Here is a 17,336-nt window from a genome sequence, read left to right as displayed (position 1 = left end):
CCATGTCACACGCCCCCACACACCGTCGATTGCCCGGCTATCTGCAGGCCCTGCTGACCACGTTCCTTGTGGTTTGGTTGATCATGGCCGCCGTGCCGTTTTTGTGGACCCTTTGGGGGTCGTTCAAGGTTGAGGGGGATTTCTTTTCCAAAGCCGATTGGACGAACGCGCTGACCGGTGAGTTGACGATCACTGAGACCGGCGGGGCCTTTACCGGGCAAGGCTATTACGGCGCATGGGTGCAGGAGGAGTTCTGGCGCGCCGTCATGAATTCCGCCATCGTGTGTTTCTTTGTGGTGACGATTTCGCTGACCTGTTCGACGCTTGCGGGCTACGCGCTGTCGCGGTCCACCTACAATTATGCGTTCTGGTTCCTGATCGCCGCGCTGATCTTCCGCGCGATGCCGCCCATTACGCTGGTGTCTGGCTATCTGCTGCCGTTCTTTGAATGGAACCTGTGGGGGCATCTGAGTACGACAATCATTGTTCTGGTGGCGATCAACCAGCCGTTCAGCCTGTGGATGATGACATCGTTTTTCCGCAACATTCCCAAGGATCTGGACGAAAGCGCCATGGTTGACGGGTGCAACCGTATACAGGCGTTTCGCCATGTGATCCTGCCGGTGATGTGGCCCGGGGTGATCACAACGGGGCTGTTTTCGTTCCTGTTGGCCTACAATGATTTTGCCGTGACCGCGTTGTTGTTGGAAAAAGACAATCAGACGATGATCCCCAAGATCGCGTCGTTCCTTGGCACCACACAGACCAAAGGCAACGTGATGTTCGCCGTGGCTGCGGTGATTTCCGCGACGGCCCCGCTTTTCGTGCTGATCTTGTTCTTCCAGCGTCAGATCGTGTCTGGTCTGACTGCCGGCGCAGTGAAGGGCTGATGGACGGCGTGTCTTCTGACCTGATCTCAGGCGAGATGTTGCAATCGGCCAAGGCCGTGGTGCGGGCGCATTACGCAGCACTTGCGGCAGGCGGTGATATGGCGGCGGCACTGGCCCAGAACACCAGCGCCGACTGGCATTGGCGCGGGGTGCATCCGTTCTACGAACATCACGGCGCAGAGGCCGTGGCCCGTGTGTTTTGGGGCCCGTTGTCATCATCGCTGACACGGATCCAGCGGCGCGAGGATATTTTCTTTGCCGGTGCGGGCCATCAGGGTGGCGTTTGGGTCGTCTCTATGGGCCATCTCATGGGGTTGTTTGATGCGCCTTGGTTGGGCATTTCACCGACCCGCAAACTGACCATGTTGCGCTATTGTGAATTTAACCGCGTGGACGCGGGCCAGATCGTTGAAACGATGCTGCATATCGATATTCCGCACCTGATGGTGCAGGCGGGGCAAAACCCGTTCGGCCCGCAGACGGCGGCCAATTTGGTGCAGCCCGGGCCCTTGACCCATGATGGCTTGCTGTTCGACGCCCAGGACCCTGCCGAGGGCGTGGCGACTATGGCAGCGATTGAGGCGATGATCGGGGATCTGGGCACATGGCAGCTGGGTTTGCCGCTGGAGGAAGAGCTGGCGCGCACCTGGGATGATGACATGATTTGGTGGGGCCCCACGGGGATCGGCGCGACCTACACCATCGAACGCTATGCCAAACAGCACAGCGGCCCGTTCCGTGCCGCGTTCTACGACAGGTCAGGAACAGGGCATGTCGCCCGTTTGGCCGAGGGGCATTACGGTGGCTTTTTCGGGTGGCCCAACTTCACCGCCAAGCAGCGCGGCGGGTTCATGGGGATGCCGGGGACTGAGATGGATGCGGAATTCCGCGTGATCGACATCTACCGCCGTTCGGGCGACAAGCTGGCGGAAAACTGGATCTTCATTGATCTGTTGCACTGGCTGGCCCAGCAGGGCGATGATGTGCTGACACGCTGTGCCGCGATTGCGGGCAACCCCTACACGCCACCTGAATAAAAGACTGCAAATGTGACGTGACTGCAAAGCGCGGGGCAGGCCTGCGCGGCGGGCTGGGTTGTGCGCGCGCGGTGACCTTCAACGTCAGAAAACCACTGACAACCCCAGTGGGGCTGGGCGCTGATTATTGCGAAGGGAAGGCCAAGTGGTACTCCCTAGGGGAATCGAACCCCTCTTTCCAGGTTGAAAACCTGGCGTCCTAACCGATAGACGAAGGGAGCACTCTTGGTGAGGCGGTATTTAGGGAATCTGCCGATGGGGCGCAAGCAGATTCTTTGCCAATTTCGGCAAAAATTATGTGGCGGGGGCAGCGTCCTCCAGACGCAGTTGGGCGCTGCGACGGCCCTGCCATTCGTTGATGTCCAAACGCCCCGCCAAATGGAACCGCGCCCCGCCGTGGTTCATCAAGAGCGGTCCAAGGGGGCCATCCATCGCGCCAAAGCAAATGGCATCCAGACGGGCGCTGATCCCGTCGCCAAAGGTGAGTTTCAGGTGATTTGCACCGACCTGCTTGGCGAAGGTGATCGTGCAGTCCGGAAAGACAAAGCGGGGGGCAGGGGCGCCTGCGCCAAAGGGGCCCGCCTGTTCGATGTGTTCGATCAGATCCACCGTGGCGGCGCCCGGCATCAGCAGGCCGTCGACCCTGAGATCTGCAGGCCCCATCTCGCCCGCCCCCTGTTTGGCGAGCAAGTCCGACAACCGCGCCATGGCGGCGTCCAGCTTGTCGCGCGCCACGGTCAGCCCAGCAGCCATCTTGTGGCCGCCGCCCTTGATCAACAGCCCCTCGGCTGCGCACCGCTGAATGGCGGCCCCAAGATCGATGCCTGAGACACTGCGTCCCGATCCCTTGCCGATGTCCCCGTCAAACCCGATGACGATGGCGGGGCGGTTGGTGGCCTCTTTCAAACGCGAGGCCACGATGCCCACAACGCCCGGATGCCAGCCCTCGCCTGCGGCCCAAACAAGGGGGGCGTCGTGACCGCGCGCCTCGGCCTGTTCCAACGCGGCGTCGCGCACTTGGGTCTCAACTTCACGTCGTTCGGTGTTCAGCTGGTCAAGTCGGTCTGCCATGGCGCGGGCCTCAGCGACGTTTGTGGTGGCCAGCAGGCGCGCGCCGAGATCGGCCTTGCCGATGCGGCCGCCTGCATTGATCCGCGGGCCCAACAAGAACCCCAGATGATAGGTTGAGGGCGCTGTGTCCATCCGCGCCACATCGCTGAGTGCGACAAGCCCCGCACGTTGCCTGCGGCCCATGACGGTCAGGCCTTGGCGCACAAAGGCGCGGTTGACGCCAACCAGCGGTGCGACATCGGCAACCGTACCAAGGGCCACCAGATCAAGCAGCCCCATCAGATCGGGTGTTGGGCCACCTTTGGTCCGCAATTGGCGGTTCGCCTCGACCAGACAGAGGAACACAACACCCGCGGCACACAAATGCGCCAGATCGCCCGTTTCATCCTGACGGTTGGGGTTCACAACCGCATGGGCGGGGGGCAGGGTTTCGCCCCCTAAATGGTGATCCAGCACGACGACATCGGTCCCCTTCGCGGCGGCCAGCGGCCCGTGGGAAAGCGTGCCGCAATCCACACAGATGATCAGATCATGATCCCGCGCCAGCATCGCCATGGCTTCGTCATTGGGGCCATAGCCTTCGTCGATGCGGTCGGGGACATAGAGGGTGGGCGTGACGTCAAAGGGGCGCAGCCAATCTATCAACAGTGCGGCGGACGTGCCGCCATCCACATCATAGTCGGCAAAAATCGCAATCCGCTGGCGTGACGTGGCCGCCGCAACAAGACGTGCTGCAGCAGGTTCCATATCCCGCAACGACCGGGGATCTGGCAGCAGATCCCGCAACGTGGGCGCCAGAAACGCAGGGGCCTCCGCAGCTGTGACCCCGCGTCGCACAAGAATGCGGCATAGGGACGGCGGCAGGCCGGTGGCTTGCGCCATCGCCTCGCCCAAGCGGTCATCCTCGCCAGTTGGCCCAACCCAGCGACGCCCCGTGGCAGACTTCGCAACATCAAGGAACGGGCGCGCAATATGTGGGGTATCCGTCATCACACCCCACCATATGCGCGGCGTCAGGGATTCGCCACGCCCCCCGCTTCTTTGGGTCAAAAATACCTTCCCCGAAGGGGGCTAAAATTCCGGAATTTTAGCGATCGCCCCGATTACACAGGGTTGCGGTAGGTCATGCGGCGTACGGATCCGGTTTTGGACCGCATGAGGATCGTTTCAGCCGTCAGAAACCCAGGTTCCCGTTTGATACCCGCCAGAAGCGAGCCATCGGTGACGCCAGTGGCAGCAAAAATGACATCGGACGTCACCATATCGTCGCGGGTATACACGCGATCAAAGTTGGTGATGCCCGCCTTGCTGGCACGCGCACGTTCGTCATCGTTGCGGAACAACAGCTTTCCGAACATCTGGCCGCCCATGCATTTCAGTGCCGCGGCCGCCAGAACGCCTTCGGGCGCGCCGCCGGATCCCATGTACATATCAATACCTGTCGTCGCAGCCTCGGCACAGTGCATCACACCGGCCACATCTCCGTCTGTGATCAGGCGGATGGCTGCACCGGTGCTGCGGATTTCCGCGATGGTGTCGGCGTGGCGGGGACGATCCAGCACGCAAACGGTGATGTCTTCGGTCGAACACCCTTTCGCGGCCGCAAGGGCGGAGACACGTTCGGCAGGCGACATGGCCAGTGTCACGACGCCCTCTTTGAACCCGGGCCCGATGGCCAGTTTGTCCATGTAGACGTCCGGCGCGTGCAACATAGACCCGCGCGGCCCCATGGCGATGACCGTCAGGGCGTTGGGCATGTCTTTTGCTGTCAGCGTGGTTCCCTCAAGCGGATCAAGGGCGATGTCCACGCCCGGTCCATTGCCGGAGCCGACCTCTTCGCCGATGAACAGCATCGGGGCTTCGTCCCGTTCACCTTCACCGATCACCACAACCCCCGCTATGTCGAGCTTATTGAGCTGTTCGCGCATCGCATTCACCGCCGCCTGATCGGCCGCCTTTTCGTCGCCGCGCCCGATGAGCTTGGCAGAGGCGAGGGCCGCGGCCTCGGACACGCGGGCAAGGCCCAAAGACAGCATACGGTCGTTGAAATCGGGTTTGGTCATGACAAGGTCCTTTGTGGTCTGTCGTCGCCATACCCTTGGCATGGCACCGCCCGCAACCTTGGTGGCGCTAACGGCGGACGGGTTTGTCCGGATGCTGCGGATCAAGATCAATTTTGCGCGCGGCGAAGGCGAGAGTGACCAGAGCAACAAGGCCAAAAAGGGTCGCCGTGGCCAAGATGCCGGCAATGTCAGCATGGGGCATTGCGCCTACATCTGAGGTGGAGACCGCACCCAATGTGAGGGCTGCAGCAAAACCCAGCCGGCCGACAAAGCTTTTGAGGGAGAGCCATGTGGCGCGGCTGTCATCGCTCAGCAGGGGTTGGATGCGGCCCAGGATAAACGGGCGCGACAGCGCGTCGGGCACCATACGCAACAGCAGTATCACGAGCACTAGGGCGCTGTCGGTGATGGCCATTGTCGCGATGATCAGCAGCTGCACCCCAAAGGCGCCCAGCAACAGCGGCGCAAGGCCCAAAGCCGCGCGCGCTTGCACCGCCACCAGCGAGACAGCAACCGAGACGATCATCATCGTGGCCGATACCCCGCCGCTGACAAGGGGGGCAGAGGCTGCAAGGCCCCATTCGGTGAGGGCCTCAAGAATGAAGGGTTGGCCGAACACAAAGGGCAGGTGGCTGAAGCCGTACATCAGCACCCAGAGCGCAAAGATCCATGAGAGCACCGGATTGCGAAAGTGAGAAGCTATGTGCCTGAGCCGGAGCATCTCACCACCTTCGGGCAGGGCTGTGGTGTGTGGGGGTTCCACCATGCGCCATGTCACACCCAAAAGAGCCGCCGCCGCCAGGGCCCCTGCGATGAAAGGCAATCGCGGATCGATAAGGACCATGGCCCCTCCGGTCAGGGCGGAAAGGGCGAGGGCGGTGAAGGAATAGCGCCAGGCCGTGACCTCTTGGGCCTCGATTTCGTCTGTGCGGTCGGTGGCGGCGAGGCTTTCGAAGAGCATTGCTTCGTCCGTGCCGCTGGCAAAGGCCCCGCCAACCCCGATGAGGATTTGCCCCAGCGCGAACATGGCAAACGTGTCCCCGATCGAAAGGCATACCGCACCCGCGCAGGCCGCGATGGCGCTGAGGATCAGCGTTTTGCGGCGGCCAAGTCTATCAGACATATAGCCTGACGGGACTTCGAGGAGGGTGACGGCGACGTCGTACACTGCATAGAGCAGGATCGCCTCGGCGGCGGACAGGACGTTTTGGAAATAGAGAAACCAGACGGCCTGCCAGAAGATCAGATTACGCAGGAAACGTGACCAGCGATACAGGGTGATGTTGCGGGCCATCTGGGTGATCAGGGGGGGCTGCATACCGCGACCCTAGCGTGTTTTACAGGGACGAGGGTATTTTTATGACGCCGGGTGGGGGACTAATTTTCTGCGAAAATTAGAGTTTGGGGGGGCTGCCCCCGCCTTCGGCCCCCCCGGAGTTTTTCCGGTCAGATGAAGGGGATGCCGTTGCGATCAGTCGACTTCTTCGATGCGAATGGCGACGGGAGTGCCCATGACGATGTTTGGGTCCATCGCCGACAGAGCCTCATCCAGGGCGGTTCGGGTCGTTTTGTGGGTCACGATCAGCACTGGGGCTGCGGTGTCCTGGTGGCCGTACTGGCGCATCCGGTCGATGGAGACGCCCGCGTCGCCCAGAACGGCGGCGACCTTGGCCAGAGCGCCGGGTTTGTCCACAAGCTGCATGCGCAAGTAGTAGGGGGCGGGCACAGCGGCGGTGGCGGCGCGCGCTTGTGTAAGGCTGGCGGCTGGCTGACCGAAGGTGGGCAAGCGCAAGCCGCGCGCGATGTCGATGATGTCAGACAGCACCGCAGAGGCTGTAGGACCTTCGCCAGCACCGGCGCCCCGCAGCACGATCTGGCCCACGGCGTCGCCTTCGATCACGACCATATTGGTTCCGCCTTCGAGTTGGCCGAGCGGTGAATTGGATGGCACAAGGCAGGGCGACATACGTTGTTCCAGGCCGCGGCCCGTCATCTGTGCGACACCCAGCAGTTTGATGCGGTAGCCCATGTCATGGGCGGCGTCGATGTCCTCAAGCGTGACGTTCTGGATGCCTTCGAGGGCCACGGCATCAAAGTTCACTTGGGTGCCAAAGGCGACCGACGCCAGCAGGGCCAGTTTGTGGCCCGCGTCGATGCCGCCCACATCGAGGTTTGGATCGGCTTCGAGGTAGCCCAGTTTGTCGGCCTCGGCGAACAGGGCGTTGTAGCCTTGGCGTGTGGCCTGCATTTGCGTGAGGATATAGTTGCATGTGCCATTCATCACGCCCATCACGCGGGTGATGTCGTTGCCCGCCAAGCCTTCGGTTAGGGCTTTCATTACGGGAATGCCACCGGCCACGGCGGCCTCATACCGGATGACGCAGGCAGCGGCCTCGGCGGCCTCGGCCAGGGCTTGGCCGTGAATGGCGAGCATGGCTTTGTTGGCTGTGACGACGTCCTTGCCTGCGGCAATCGCAGCCTCAGTCGCGTCTTTGGCGGGGCCTGCGTCGCCGCCCATCAGTTCGACAAACACATCGACGTCATCGCGTTTGGCCAGCGCCACGGGATCGTCTTCCCAGGCGTAATCTGACAGCGGCACGCCGCGGTCTTTATCTTTGCTGCGCGCGGAGACGGCGGAGATGGTGATTTTGCGGCCTGTCCGGGCCTCCAACAACGCGGCCTGCTGGCGGATGATGCGCACGACGCCGACGCCAACGGTGCCAAGACCGGCAATGCCAAGGCGGAGGGGAGAGGTCGTGTCGGTCATGGTGGCATCCTTTATCGCAGCGTTTGACGCCTGTTAGCCCGTGTGCGCGGGGGATTCAACGCGTGGATGGTTATCGCACTCCGCGCAGCAGGCGCGCACGGGTGGCAGGGGGCAGCACAGGGCCGCGCAGGCGGGCCGCGCGGGCGTTCAAAGCCGCCACGCGGCCTGACAGGGAGCGGGCGGTGGTTTCGGCGGTGGCCGCCCCTGCAGCGCCATCTGCGCCGGCTTGGGCGATCAGTGGTGCGAGGGGGATCAGATCGGGCACGGGTGCTGCGGCCAGTTGCGGCGAAATGCGTTGATCCAATTCGGGAAACTCGGCGCAGGCCGACAAGGCCACGCAGGCGGCGAGGGCTGTAAGTGCAGGGCTGAGGACCTTGGCGGGCATTATGATCCATGACGAATTTGGTGTTGCGCGACCATAGGGGGCGCGCAGGGGCGAGGCAAGTTGGCGTGCGATATGTCGGGAACCGGACAGACGTGTCGGGGATGGGGGCTGACGGTGGAGCCACGTGCAAGGAAAGGAACGCGCTATGAAGATCGGATTTGTCGGGCTGGGGTCCGTTGGGGGAAAGCTGGCGGGGTCGGTGTTGCGCAACGGGTTCGATCTGGCCGTGCACGATCTGGATGCGCAGGCCGTGGCCGCGTTTGTGGCCGGTGGGGCGCGGGCTGGCGGATCGCCCGCCGACCTGATGCAGGATTGCGATGTGGTGATCACCTGTCTGCCATCGCCCGCCGCCTGTAAGGCGGTGGTTGAGGAGATGTTGCCCCATGTGACGGACGGCAAAATCTGGCTTGAGATGTCGACGACGGATGCAGCCGAGGTGCAGCGGCTGGGCGCCGAGGTGCAGGCCCGCGGTGGGTTTGCGGTGGATTGTCCGGTATCTGGCGGGTGCCACCGTGCGGCGACGGGCAATATTTCGATCTTTGCGGGATGTGATCGGGCGACGTTTGAGAGGGTGTTGCCGGTACTGACCACCTTGGGACGGCGGGTGTTGCACACGGGCGATCTGGGCACGGCCAGCACGTTGAAGGTTATGACGAACTATCTGGCGACTGCGAACCTGCTTACGGTGTGTGAGGCGCTGGTGACGATGAAGGCCGCCGGGCTAGATTTGGCGACAACCTATGAGGCGATCAAGATTTCAAGCGGGACATCCTTTGTGCATGAAACCGAAAGTCAGGTGATTTTGAACGGCAGCCGAGATATCGGATTTTCCATGGGGCTGGTGCAAAAGGACATTGGGCTGTTCCAGCAGATTGCCGAAGACCACGACGTCCCGTTGGAGATCAGCCCGATGATGGTCAAGATTTTCGAGGACGGGATCGCGCGATACGGGGCGGGCGCGCAGTCTGATGACATCATCAAACGGCTGGAGGAGCCGACGGGTTTGGACATCACCGCGCCCGGCTTCCCGCCGGAGATGATAGACGATGAGCCGGAGGAGGCAGGGTATGAGGTGGTGCCGCCCCGCTAGGCGTGGTCTTTTCTTTGGCAGGGCAGGCGGCTAAAGACGCGGGAGTTTGATAGAAGGACGCCCCCATGCCGAACCACGATGACGAAGTGATCGCCACGTTGCAGGCGACGCCCGTGCGCCGGATCTTTGCTTATGGGGCGGTGTTTATCTTTGGCGCGTTGTTGATCTTGCTGGCGTTCGTGCAGCCGCCCGCGCTGGGCTGGCAGATTTTCTTGATTGTGCTGGGCGCGGGGGCCCTGGTGGTGGCCGAACGGTTGCGGCGCGCGACGTTGTTGGGGCTTGTTCTGACCGAAGAGGACCTGCGCGACACCAGCGGCGCTGTTCTGGCACGGCTGGGCGATATCCGCGCCATTGATCGCGGGGCGCTGGCGTTCAAGCCGTCCAACGGATTTGTTTTGCATCTTCATTCCGGCGCGCGTCGGTCTTGGGCGCCAGGGTTGTGGTGGCGGTTTGGTAAACGGGTGGGCGTGGGCGGTGTGACCGCATCGGGCCCCGCCAAATTCATGGCAGAGCAGATTGCGATGCGGGTCAAACCGACCTGAACGCTTTTAGGTGTTTGGCGTGTGCGCAGGGCAAATTGCGTTGTCCGGCGACCCGTCAGAGCTGAAACACAGGTTGCGCGGTGACCAACGCGGACGGGTGAACGTCACGTTTTCGAAGGAAAACGATTCCAGCCCGATCGAAAAGTTTGGCGCGTAGTCGACACCTGTTTGCACGACGATCAAAATCTCACCGTCCGGCATCACAGGGACTTCGGCGGCTGTCAGGCCGATCTGCGACAGGGGTTTGCGGGTATAGTTTGATCCGCCCCCTTTGGCCCGTGACCAGACCACCTCGTGGCTATCGTCGGCGGCATCATATCGGATCACGCTGACCCGAAGGCGTGTCAACGTGGGCGAACTGGTGAGGAACCGGTGCACACGCCACATGTTATTGATGTAGGTGTTGGTGATGTACTGGTCTTCACGGCTGACGGCATCCGCAATTGTATAGTTGGCTTTGACGTTGATGGATTGGTTCCGGAACGCGTCAAAGAAGACGACCATGGCGATGACACAGGCAAAGAGGGACGGGAACATGATCACCGCCTCGGCCGTGATTGTGCCTCTGTCGTCCTTGCGAAAGTCGCGCAGATGACTTTTGATATAAGACCACAGCATTATAGAGGCTCCATCACGAAGGCGGAGGTCGCAACAAGGCGGTAGCGCCCTTGAGGACCCTGATTCAATTGGTAAGCCACCCCGACACCCGGGATCAGCATCGGTTTAAAGACGCCACAGGCCCGAACGATCATCATCTGGTTGGCCGCGCCGTTTTCAAAGTTACGGGCTGGCAAAAACGGCTGGTTCAAGTTCGTGCAAGAGGCACTGCGCGGGATCGAGTTGGTCGACTGGTTGCCGACGTGCCGCATGTTGAGCGTGCGCATCTCGAGACGTACATTTGTCATACACTCAGGCAGAATACCGGCGGCGTTGCAGATCATGCGTTTCATGTCGGTTTCGCTGATCTCTTCGCCGGTGTTCAAACGAACTTCGCGAATGGCCATATCAAGGCCTCGTTCCAGCATCGCGTGCCGTGTCATCAAGAGGCCCATTTCGAACCCTGTGACTGGCAGAACGATGAACGGTGTGAACAGCAGAACAAACTCAACCGTGGGGCCGCCGCTTTCGTTGCGTCGGAAGCGACGTAGGATGGCGCCAATTGTGCGGAGAAGAAAATGCATTTTCAGATCCTATCGCGTCAATTTCAGGGCGCGGATATCGGATGCGATCGCTGCGAAAGCGGCCGAGATATCGGTTCCTGCCACGTCGAAGTAGTGCGAGGGTGAACTGGCACAGTCGAGAAGCGCGTTGCGTCCATCTGCGGGGGCCTCAAAGGCCACCGTGTAGATCACAATCCCCGCTTCGCGCGCTCTGGCGCATAGGGCCGACAGTCGGTCATTCGCCTGGGAATTGTTCACCACCTCGTAATCGATGGAATAGAAGGCGTCCGTGTAGTCGGGCAGATACACAAGGGTCCAGTTGCCGCTGTTGTCCTGAGACCAGACCTGGCCTGCGCTCCACGGGATGTCGCCATCGTTATAGGGATACCACAAAAGGTCATATGTAATCCGGTCATATTCCCAGTTCGCGTACATCTCTTGCCAGGACGCATTGTGAATGTTGCCCAGGTAGCTCGGTCCATCGCCCACGTCGTTGATGCCGATGGCACCGGTTTGCCGGGCCTGCACATAGGCCCATTGGCTTGCGTAGCCGTAGGGGTATTTGCGCACGCGATCGCTTTGATAATATTCACCGCGCTCACGCATCCAGTAGAACCGGTCATCCCAGTAATTTTCCGACGTTGAGAACCCGTTGACCTGAACAGAAATCCGATCAAGCGGGATTTGGTGCAATTCGCCCGTCGGATTGGAACTGCGATCAAACCAGAAATAGGAATTGGTCGTGCGGAACCGTTCCTTGAGGTCATATTGGGTCGTGTTCTCCCCGTCTGTCATCAGCACGACGACTTTTTGAACGTCTTCCAGATCGTGCTCATACGGACGGCCTGAGGCCACCCCTGGCACAACGTTTTGACCAACAAGCTGGTTTACGACAGTGCGCGTGCTTGGATCCAAAAGGCCCACACCCCATTTCATGCCCATATCAATGGCGGTGTTGCCGTAGGGCGTCAGCGCATCAATTGCGGTGTGCAAATCGGTTACGGAGGTGCTGATGGGGACGATCGCGTTGTTGTTGCCTGTCGGGCACCACGGATTGCCGATAGGATTGCTGTCAGAGGTGAACCAGTCTGGGTCAAAGTGCGCGACGTGATCGTGCGGCTGCGACAAATCCAGTTCAATCGAATTGAATGATCCGGACTCGAACAGCACGCAGTTCGAATAGCTATGCGTGCGATTGATATTCATGTGAGTATCAAAGGCAGAGCCCGGGCTGACCACAGCGCTATAGGGAATCATCGAAATGGTGATCAAACCTTGAGGCGCGTTGGTGTTGTTGGCCAATACCGTCGTCACAAAGTTCCGTGCAGCAGGGCGCAGATTCTCGATGCGCGATCCGCTCATGGAGGTTGAGACGTCCAAAATCAGCGAGACTTCCACATCTGTGACCCGCTCTTCTGCTGAAGAGGTGCCGGAGACCGTCAAGGCTGTTAGACCTGGATTGAAGGGCTGGGTGAACACGCGAGGGATGTCATAGAACATCAATGGCATTTCGGCTTCTGCCGCTGCAGACACGATGCGGTAGTTCAAACCCTGTTCGACGTATGGTTCGCCATCCAGAAAGTCGATCATGCCCGCCTTGCGGAAGTAGTCTTTGACCACCTCAGCGGGCGGTTGGGTCTGATCAAGGTCAGCCGCTGCCAAAGTGGCACGGTCAAGCGTGCCTTGCAGCTTGGCGCGCGTGGTTTCAAACCGCATCAGGTCAACGGACATTCCGCCCAGCCAGAGGATCATTACAAACATAAACAAAGAAAAAATGATCATCGCGCCGTCTTCGTCTTTCCGAAAACGGGACAGAACCCGCGCCATGGCGGTCGAACCAGAAGTAAGATCTTTCCGATCGTTCAACATTTTCACCTTCCCGAGAGTTGTGGCCGCACAGAGGGCGCGGACGGACTCATCGCTTTAATTCTTGGGAGGGTAGATCAGGGCGAGATGGCAGAATTAGGGCAGATTGTGTCCCTCAATCGTTAATTGGTTGCCAAAAGGTTAACAGCCGTCCGATTTGCAGCGCACTGTTGCGGAAATCGGCAACCGCTGGCGGTTTTTGCGCGGCATCGCGGTTTGCAGGCTCACCACGACGGGCCGTTGGGATGTTTTTTAATTGCTTAAAAATTAATCAGTTCAACATGTTCTTTACGAATCATGTTTAGCTCCGCTCAGGGCGGGGATGCCCCCGTTCATATCTCCAAGAAAGGGCCCGTCATGAGCACGTCCACATCCACCCCACATGAGCCATCCTTCCGCGAAAGCGTTGACATCATGTTCAACCGTGCGGTTGCGCTAATGGACCTGCCGCCCGGGCTTGAGCAGAAAATCAGGGTGTGTAACGCGACCTACACGGTTCGGTTCGGCGTGCGGTTGCGGGGCAAGATCGAAACCTTCACGGGCTACCGGTCGGTCCATTCGGAACACATGGAACCCGTCAAAGGCGGGATCCGCTATTCGATGGGCGTCAATCAGGACGAGGTTGAGGCTTTGGCCGCGTTGATGACCTATAAGTGCGCGCTGGTCGAAACGCCTTTTGGCGGATCCAAAGGGGGGCTTTGTATCGATCCGCGCGACTGGGAAGAAGATGAGCTGGAACGCATCACCCGCCGCTTCGCCTACGAGTTGGCCAAGCGTGATCTGATCCATCCGTCCCAGAACGTGCCTGCGCCTGATATGGGCACCGGCGAACGGGAAATGGCATGGATCGCGGATCAGTACCGCCGCATGAATACGACCGACATCAATGCCGCGGCGTGTGTGACAGGCAAACCGCCCCACGCGGGCGGCATTGCCGGACGGGTTGAGGCCACGGGACGGGGCGTCCAATTCGCGCTTCGTGAATTTTTCCGTGATGCAGGCGATGTGAAAACGGCTGGTTTAGCTGGGTCTTTGGATGGCAAACGGATCGTTGTGCAGGGTCTGGGAAATGTGGGCTATCATGCTGCGAAGTTTCTGGCGGACGAAGACGGTGCGAAGATCATCGGGGTCATCGAACGCGACGGGGCTATTGTGGACGCAGACGGCATCGACGTGGATGGGTTGCGTGACTGGATCGGCAAACATGGCGGTGTGGCGGATTATCCCCATGGTCAGTTTGTGGCGGACGGCGCTGTGGTTCTTGAAGAAGACTGCGACATCCTCATCCCGGCGGCGCTGGAAGGGGTGATCAATCTGTCCAACGCCGCCAATGTCAAAGCGCCGTTGATCATCGAGGCGGCCAATGGCCCGATCACGGCCGGCGCGGATGAGATTTTGCGTGACAAGGGGACAGTCATCATTCCTGACATGTACGCCAATGCGGGTGGTGTGACCGTGTCCTATTTCGAATGGGTCAAGAACCTGAGCCATATTCGCTTTGGTCGGATGCAGCGCCGACAGGAAGAGGCCCGTCATCAGTTGATCGTCGGTGAGCTGGAACGGCTCAGCGCTCATATGGGGGATCAATGGTCCATGACGCCCAATTTCAAACAGAAGTACCTGCGCGGCGCGGATGAATTGGAATTGGTGCGATCCGGTCTGGACGACACGATGCGCACAGCGTTCCAATCCATGCGGGATGTCTGGCACAGCCGTGAGGATGTCACAGACCTGCGCACGGCGGCTTATCTGGTATCAATTGACCGCGTCGCCCAAAGCTATCGCGCGAAGGGGCTTTAACGCCAACTTACAAAAGGTCCAGTGGACCTTTTGGGCGTTAAAGCGGGCGGAGCCCCGGGAAAGACGCCAACTTACAAAAGGTCCAGTGGACCTTTTGGGCGTTAAAGCGGGCGGAGCCCCGGGAAAGACGCCAACTTACAAAAGGTCCAGTGGACCTTTTGGGCGTTAAAGCGGGCGGAGCCCCGGGAAAGACGCCAACTTACAAAAGGTCCAGTGGACCTTTTGGGCGTTAAAGCGGGCGGAGCCCCGGGAAAGACGCCAACTTACAAAAGGTCCAGTGGACCTTTTGGGCGTTAAAGCGGGCGGAGCCGCGGGAAGGCCGCCAACTTACAAAAGGTCCGGTGGACCTTTTGGGCGTATAAGTGAAGGCCCTAAAATTCCGGAATTTTAGGGCTTGCACCAGGTTAGAGGCGGGTGTTCAGCCACAGGTCCCGCATGTTTGCCCCGACAGAGCTTTGCGGGTTTGAGGGGGGCACGCCTTGGGCCGCTTCATCCGCGGCCACAAGGGCGCGGGTGCGCTCAAAAACCTGTTTCCAGGACCCACCGCGGGCGCCCACCTCGACCATGGCGCGGTTCAGGGCTTTGATGAACCATGTGTTGTCGCTTTCAGGATTGCAGCCGAACGACGACCTGTCGGCCGCGGCGGCTGTCAGTATGATCCGGTTCGGACTGCGCAATTCGTCGATCAGCGATCCTGAGAAGCAGGCCTGCAGGATCAGGATCTGTCGGTCGGCGGCCAGTGGAGCCAGAAACTCGGCGAGACCTTCGGCCGACACACCGGACACGGGTCCGTTTGGTTCGGTCTTGATCGCCATCACATCGGGGGAGCCGTGGGAGGTCAGCATCACGACCACCGTGTCGCGGCCATCGACGGCATCGGCCGCCATCTGTGCCAGTTCTGTTTGCATCACGGTGATGTTGGGCTCTTCGAGGGTGGAGCCTGTGAAGCCGAATGTGTCAGCATCGACAGGTGTGCCATAGGCACGCGCGAAGGCCCGTTCGAATGTCACAACGTCACGGTCAAACACCGGATCGGCAAACATCCCCCAGCTGAACAGGAATGTCTGATTTGCGGGCGCGACTGCGACGGGCGTGACCACCGCATCTGCAGGCGGGGGCGTGACACCGGGGGCGACAACAGTTGTTGTGGCGATTGGGGTTGCAGTTCCTGTTGCCGGGGCGGTGCAGGCCTGCAGGGCCATCGCGCCGATCAGGGCTGCGGCTGCGGAAAAACGACGCATTTTTGCGATCCTTTCTGGATAGAATTGTCGGCAAAATACCTACAATCCAGTGGAAGGATAGAGGTGTCATCGCGCCGGGTCGCGAATATGCGGGGATTTGTCGGGTGCAGCCCTTGCGCTGGCGGGGACGCAAGATAGGGTCGACCCAAGAGCGAGGGGACGCCATGGGATATTCCGGTTTCAAGGTCATAAAAGAAGGTCTGTTCGGCCAAAAAGGGTGGAAGCCTGTGTGGCGCGATCCTGCGCCGAAATCCGAGTATGATGTCGTCATCATCGGGGGCGGCGGGCACGGGCTGTCTACGGCGTATTATTTGGCCAAGGAACACGGGATCACCAACGTGGCCGTGTTGGAAAAGGGCTATATCGGGGGCGGCAACGTGGGCCGCAACACCACGATCGTACGGGCCAATTATATGTTGCCGGGCAATTCGGAGTTTTATTCCCATTCTCTGAAACTGTGGGAGGATATGGAGCAGGACCTTAATTACAACACCATGATGTCCCAACGTGGCGTGATGATGTTGTGCCATTCCGACGGCCAGCGGGATTTCTTTGCCCGCCGCGCCAATGCCATGGTGAACCAAGGCGATGATGCGGAGTTGTTGACCCCTGAGGAGGTGAAACGCGAAGCGCCATCGATTGACCTCGATAACGTGCGGTTTCCGATCTATGGCGGGCTGATGCACCGACGCGGTGGCACGGCCCGTCACGATGCGGTGGCGTGGGGCTATGCGCGCGGGGCCGATCAGCGCGGCGTTGATCTGATCCAGAATTGTGAGGTGACGGGCATCGACATCGAAGGCGGTGTCGTCAAAGGCGTGCAGACCACGCGCGGCGCGATCCGCGCCAAAAAAGTCGCGATTGTCGTGGCTGGCCGGTCGTCACAAGTGGCGGCGATGGCGGGCATGCGGCTGCCCATCGAAAGCCACGTGTTGCAGGCCTTTGTCAGTGAGGGGTTAAAACCCGTCTTGCCCGGTGTCATCAGCTTTGGCATGGGGCATTTCTACATCAGCCAGTCGGACAAGGGCGGGCTGGTCTTCGGGTCGGATCTGGATTTCTACGCCTCTTACGCGTCGCGCGGGAACCTGCCCATGGCAGAACACTGCATGGAGGCCTGCATGACGTTGATGCCCAGCCTTGGCAAAGCCAAGGTCCTGCGGTCGTGGGGCGGGATCATGGATATGTCGCCGGATGGATCGCCCATCATCGACACCACCGACACAGCGGGTTTGTTCCTGAATTGCGGTTGGTGTTACGGCGGGTTCAAGGCGGTGCCGGGGTCCGGTTTTTCCTACGCGCATCTGATCGCCACGGGTCAGCATCACACGCCTGCCGCGCGCTATCGGTTGGACCGGTTCCGCACGGGGCGCGGGCTGATGGACGAAGAGGGCACAGGCTCTCAGCATAATCTACACTGAGGGACG

15 protein-coding genes and 1 tRNA gene are annotated in these 17,336 nt (G+C 60.4%); 6 read left to right on the top strand and 10 right to left on the bottom strand.

Annotated features, from left to right (window positions below; translation table 11 throughout):
• The first annotated feature begins 2 nt into the window (after window positions 1-2).
• Together PSJ8397_RS09805 and PSJ8397_RS09800 are read left to right on the top strand one after the other, a co-directional pair.
• The gene (locus tag PSJ8397_RS09805) at window positions 3-890 is read left to right on the top strand and encodes a carbohydrate ABC transporter permease (protein WP_085864436.1); all 888 of its coding nucleotides are present in this window, start codon (window positions 3-5) and stop codon (window positions 888-890) included.
• Window positions 890-1,927 (top strand): ester cyclase, encoded by a 1,038-nt coding sequence (locus PSJ8397_RS09800; RefSeq protein ID WP_235000673.1) that lies wholly within the window; start codon window positions 890-892, stop codon window positions 1,925-1,927. Before PSJ8397_RS09805 ends, PSJ8397_RS09800 begins: the two co-directional genes overlap by 1 nt.
• 146 nt (window positions 1,928-2,073) lie before the next feature.
• On the opposite strand, the gene PSJ8397_RS09795 is transcribed toward PSJ8397_RS09800, so the two are convergent.
• The 6 genes from PSJ8397_RS09795 to PSJ8397_RS09770 all read right to left on the bottom strand — a co-directional run bounded on the left by PSJ8397_RS09795 (window position 2,074) and on the right by PSJ8397_RS09770 (window position 8,213).
• Window positions 2,074-2,148 (bottom strand) — tRNA-Glu (locus tag PSJ8397_RS09795).
• A gap of 73 nt (window positions 2,149-2,221) precedes the next feature.
• On the bottom strand, window positions 2,222-3,988 hold the full coding sequence (recJ, locus tag PSJ8397_RS09790) for a single-stranded-DNA-specific exonuclease RecJ (protein ID WP_085864435.1): 1,767 nt from the start codon (window positions 3,986-3,988) through the stop codon (window positions 2,222-2,224).
• A gap of 113 nt (window positions 3,989-4,101) precedes the next feature.
• Entirely contained in the window at window positions 4,102-5,061 is a 960-nt protein-coding gene (gene glpX, locus PSJ8397_RS09785) for a class II fructose-bisphosphatase (RefSeq protein WP_085864434.1), read from the bottom strand.
• Between the two features lie 67 nt (window positions 5,062-5,128).
• A complete protein-coding gene (locus PSJ8397_RS09780; RefSeq protein ID WP_235000671.1) occupies window positions 5,129-6,379 on the bottom strand; it encodes an MFS transporter in 1,251 nt (416 codons plus the stop codon).
• Window positions 6,380-6,532: 153 nt separating this feature from the next.
• Complete coding sequence (locus PSJ8397_RS09775; RefSeq protein WP_085864433.1) at window positions 6,533-7,828, bottom strand: homoserine dehydrogenase; 1,296 nt, start codon at window positions 7,826-7,828, stop codon at window positions 6,533-6,535.
• Window positions 7,829-7,898: 70 nt separating this feature from the next.
• On the bottom strand, window positions 7,899-8,213 hold the full coding sequence (locus tag PSJ8397_RS09770; protein WP_085864432.1) for a hypothetical protein: 315 nt from the start codon (window positions 8,211-8,213) through the stop codon (window positions 7,899-7,901).
• Window positions 8,214-8,358: 145 nt separating this feature from the next.
• Between PSJ8397_RS09770 and PSJ8397_RS09765 the strand changes: the two genes are divergently transcribed.
• The gene (locus tag PSJ8397_RS09765) at window positions 8,359-9,303 is read left to right on the top strand and encodes an NAD(P)-dependent oxidoreductase (protein WP_085864431.1); all 945 of its coding nucleotides are present in this window, start codon (window positions 8,359-8,361) and stop codon (window positions 9,301-9,303) included.
• Between the two features lie 65 nt (window positions 9,304-9,368).
• Window positions 9,369-9,845 (top strand): hypothetical protein, encoded by a 477-nt coding sequence (locus PSJ8397_RS09760; RefSeq protein ID WP_085864430.1) that lies wholly within the window; start codon window positions 9,369-9,371, stop codon window positions 9,843-9,845.
• A 6-nt stretch (window positions 9,846-9,851) separates the two neighbouring features.
• Here the strand turns inward: PSJ8397_RS09760 and PSJ8397_RS09755 are convergent, their stop codons facing one another.
• The 3 genes from PSJ8397_RS09755 to PSJ8397_RS09745 are packed head-to-tail and all read right to left on the bottom strand — an operon-like array spanning window position 9,852 to window position 12,874.
• Entirely contained in the window at window positions 9,852-10,463 is a 612-nt protein-coding gene (locus PSJ8397_RS09755) for a TadE/TadG family type IV pilus assembly protein (protein ID WP_085864429.1), read from the bottom strand.
• Window positions 10,463-11,026, bottom strand: coding sequence for a TadE/TadG family type IV pilus assembly protein (locus PSJ8397_RS09750; protein WP_085864428.1), 564 nt, complete (start codon window positions 11,024-11,026; stop codon window positions 10,463-10,465). The genes PSJ8397_RS09755 and PSJ8397_RS09750 overlap by 1 nt, the downstream gene beginning before the upstream one ends.
• A 9-nt stretch (window positions 11,027-11,035) precedes the next feature.
• Window positions 11,036-12,874, bottom strand: coding sequence for a TadE/TadG family type IV pilus assembly protein (locus PSJ8397_RS09745; protein WP_085864427.1), 1,839 nt, complete (start codon window positions 12,872-12,874; stop codon window positions 11,036-11,038).
• Window positions 12,875-13,228: 354 nt separating this feature from the next.
• Between PSJ8397_RS09745 and PSJ8397_RS09740 the strand changes: the two genes are divergently transcribed.
• A complete protein-coding gene (locus PSJ8397_RS09740) occupies window positions 13,229-14,671 on the top strand; it encodes a Glu/Leu/Phe/Val family dehydrogenase (RefSeq protein ID WP_085864426.1) in 1,443 nt (480 codons plus the stop codon).
• Between the two features lie 404 nt (window positions 14,672-15,075).
• Here the strand turns inward: PSJ8397_RS09740 and PSJ8397_RS09735 are convergent, their stop codons facing one another.
• Entirely contained in the window at window positions 15,076-15,912 is an 837-nt protein-coding gene (locus tag PSJ8397_RS09735; protein ID WP_085864425.1) for a C13 family peptidase, read from the bottom strand.
• A 164-nt stretch (window positions 15,913-16,076) separates the two neighbouring features.
• On the opposite strand from PSJ8397_RS09735, the gene PSJ8397_RS09730 reads away from it, so the two are divergent.
• Window positions 16,077-17,330 (top strand): sarcosine oxidase subunit beta family protein, encoded by a 1,254-nt coding sequence (locus tag PSJ8397_RS09730; protein WP_085864424.1) that lies wholly within the window; start codon window positions 16,077-16,079, stop codon window positions 17,328-17,330.
• Window positions 17,331-17,336 lie beyond the last annotated feature (6 nt).

This window comes from Pseudooctadecabacter jejudonensis, assembly GCF_900172275.1.
In the GTDB taxonomy this organism is placed as follows: Bacteria; Pseudomonadota; Alphaproteobacteria; order Rhodobacterales; family Rhodobacteraceae; genus Octadecabacter; species Octadecabacter jejudonensis.
This window is presented reverse-complemented; position numbering and strand designations above follow the sequence as displayed.

Coding starts and splice junctions, on each gene's coding strand:
- PSJ8397_RS09805 (WP_085864436.1), top strand. CDS start 3: ATGTCACACGCCCCCACACACCGTCGATTGCCCGGCTATCTGCAGGCC.
- PSJ8397_RS09800 (WP_235000673.1), top strand. CDS start 890: ATGGACGGCGTGTCTTCTGACCTGATCTCAGGCGAGATGTTGCAATCG.
- recJ (WP_085864435.1), bottom strand. CDS start 3,988: ATGACGGATACCCCACATATTGCGCGCCCGTTCCTTGATGTTGCGAAG.
- glpX (WP_085864434.1), bottom strand. CDS start 5,061: ATGACCAAACCCGATTTCAACGACCGTATGCTGTCTTTGGGCCTTGCC.
- PSJ8397_RS09780 (WP_235000671.1), bottom strand. CDS start 6,379: ATGCAGCCCCCCCTGATCACCCAGATGGCCCGCAACATCACCCTGTAT.
- PSJ8397_RS09775 (WP_085864433.1), bottom strand. CDS start 7,828: ATGACCGACACGACCTCTCCCCTCCGCCTTGGCATTGCCGGTCTTGGC.
- PSJ8397_RS09770 (WP_085864432.1), bottom strand. CDS start 8,213: ATGCCCGCCAAGGTCCTCAGCCCTGCACTTACAGCCCTCGCCGCCTGC.
- PSJ8397_RS09765 (WP_085864431.1), top strand. CDS start 8,359: ATGAAGATCGGATTTGTCGGGCTGGGGTCCGTTGGGGGAAAGCTGGCG.
- PSJ8397_RS09760 (WP_085864430.1), top strand. CDS start 9,369: ATGCCGAACCACGATGACGAAGTGATCGCCACGTTGCAGGCGACGCCC.
- PSJ8397_RS09755 (WP_085864429.1), bottom strand. CDS start 10,463: ATGCTGTGGTCTTATATCAAAAGTCATCTGCGCGACTTTCGCAAGGAC.
- PSJ8397_RS09750 (WP_085864428.1), bottom strand. CDS start 11,026: ATGCATTTTCTTCTCCGCACAATTGGCGCCATCCTACGTCGCTTCCGA.
- PSJ8397_RS09745 (WP_085864427.1), bottom strand. CDS start 12,874: ATGTTGAACGATCGGAAAGATCTTACTTCTGGTTCGACCGCCATGGCG.
- PSJ8397_RS09740 (WP_085864426.1), top strand. CDS start 13,229: ATGAGCACGTCCACATCCACCCCACATGAGCCATCCTTCCGCGAAAGC.
- PSJ8397_RS09735 (WP_085864425.1), bottom strand. CDS start 15,912: ATGCGTCGTTTTTCCGCAGCCGCAGCCCTGATCGGCGCGATGGCCCTG.
- PSJ8397_RS09730 (WP_085864424.1), top strand. CDS start 16,077: ATGGGATATTCCGGTTTCAAGGTCATAAAAGAAGGTCTGTTCGGCCAA.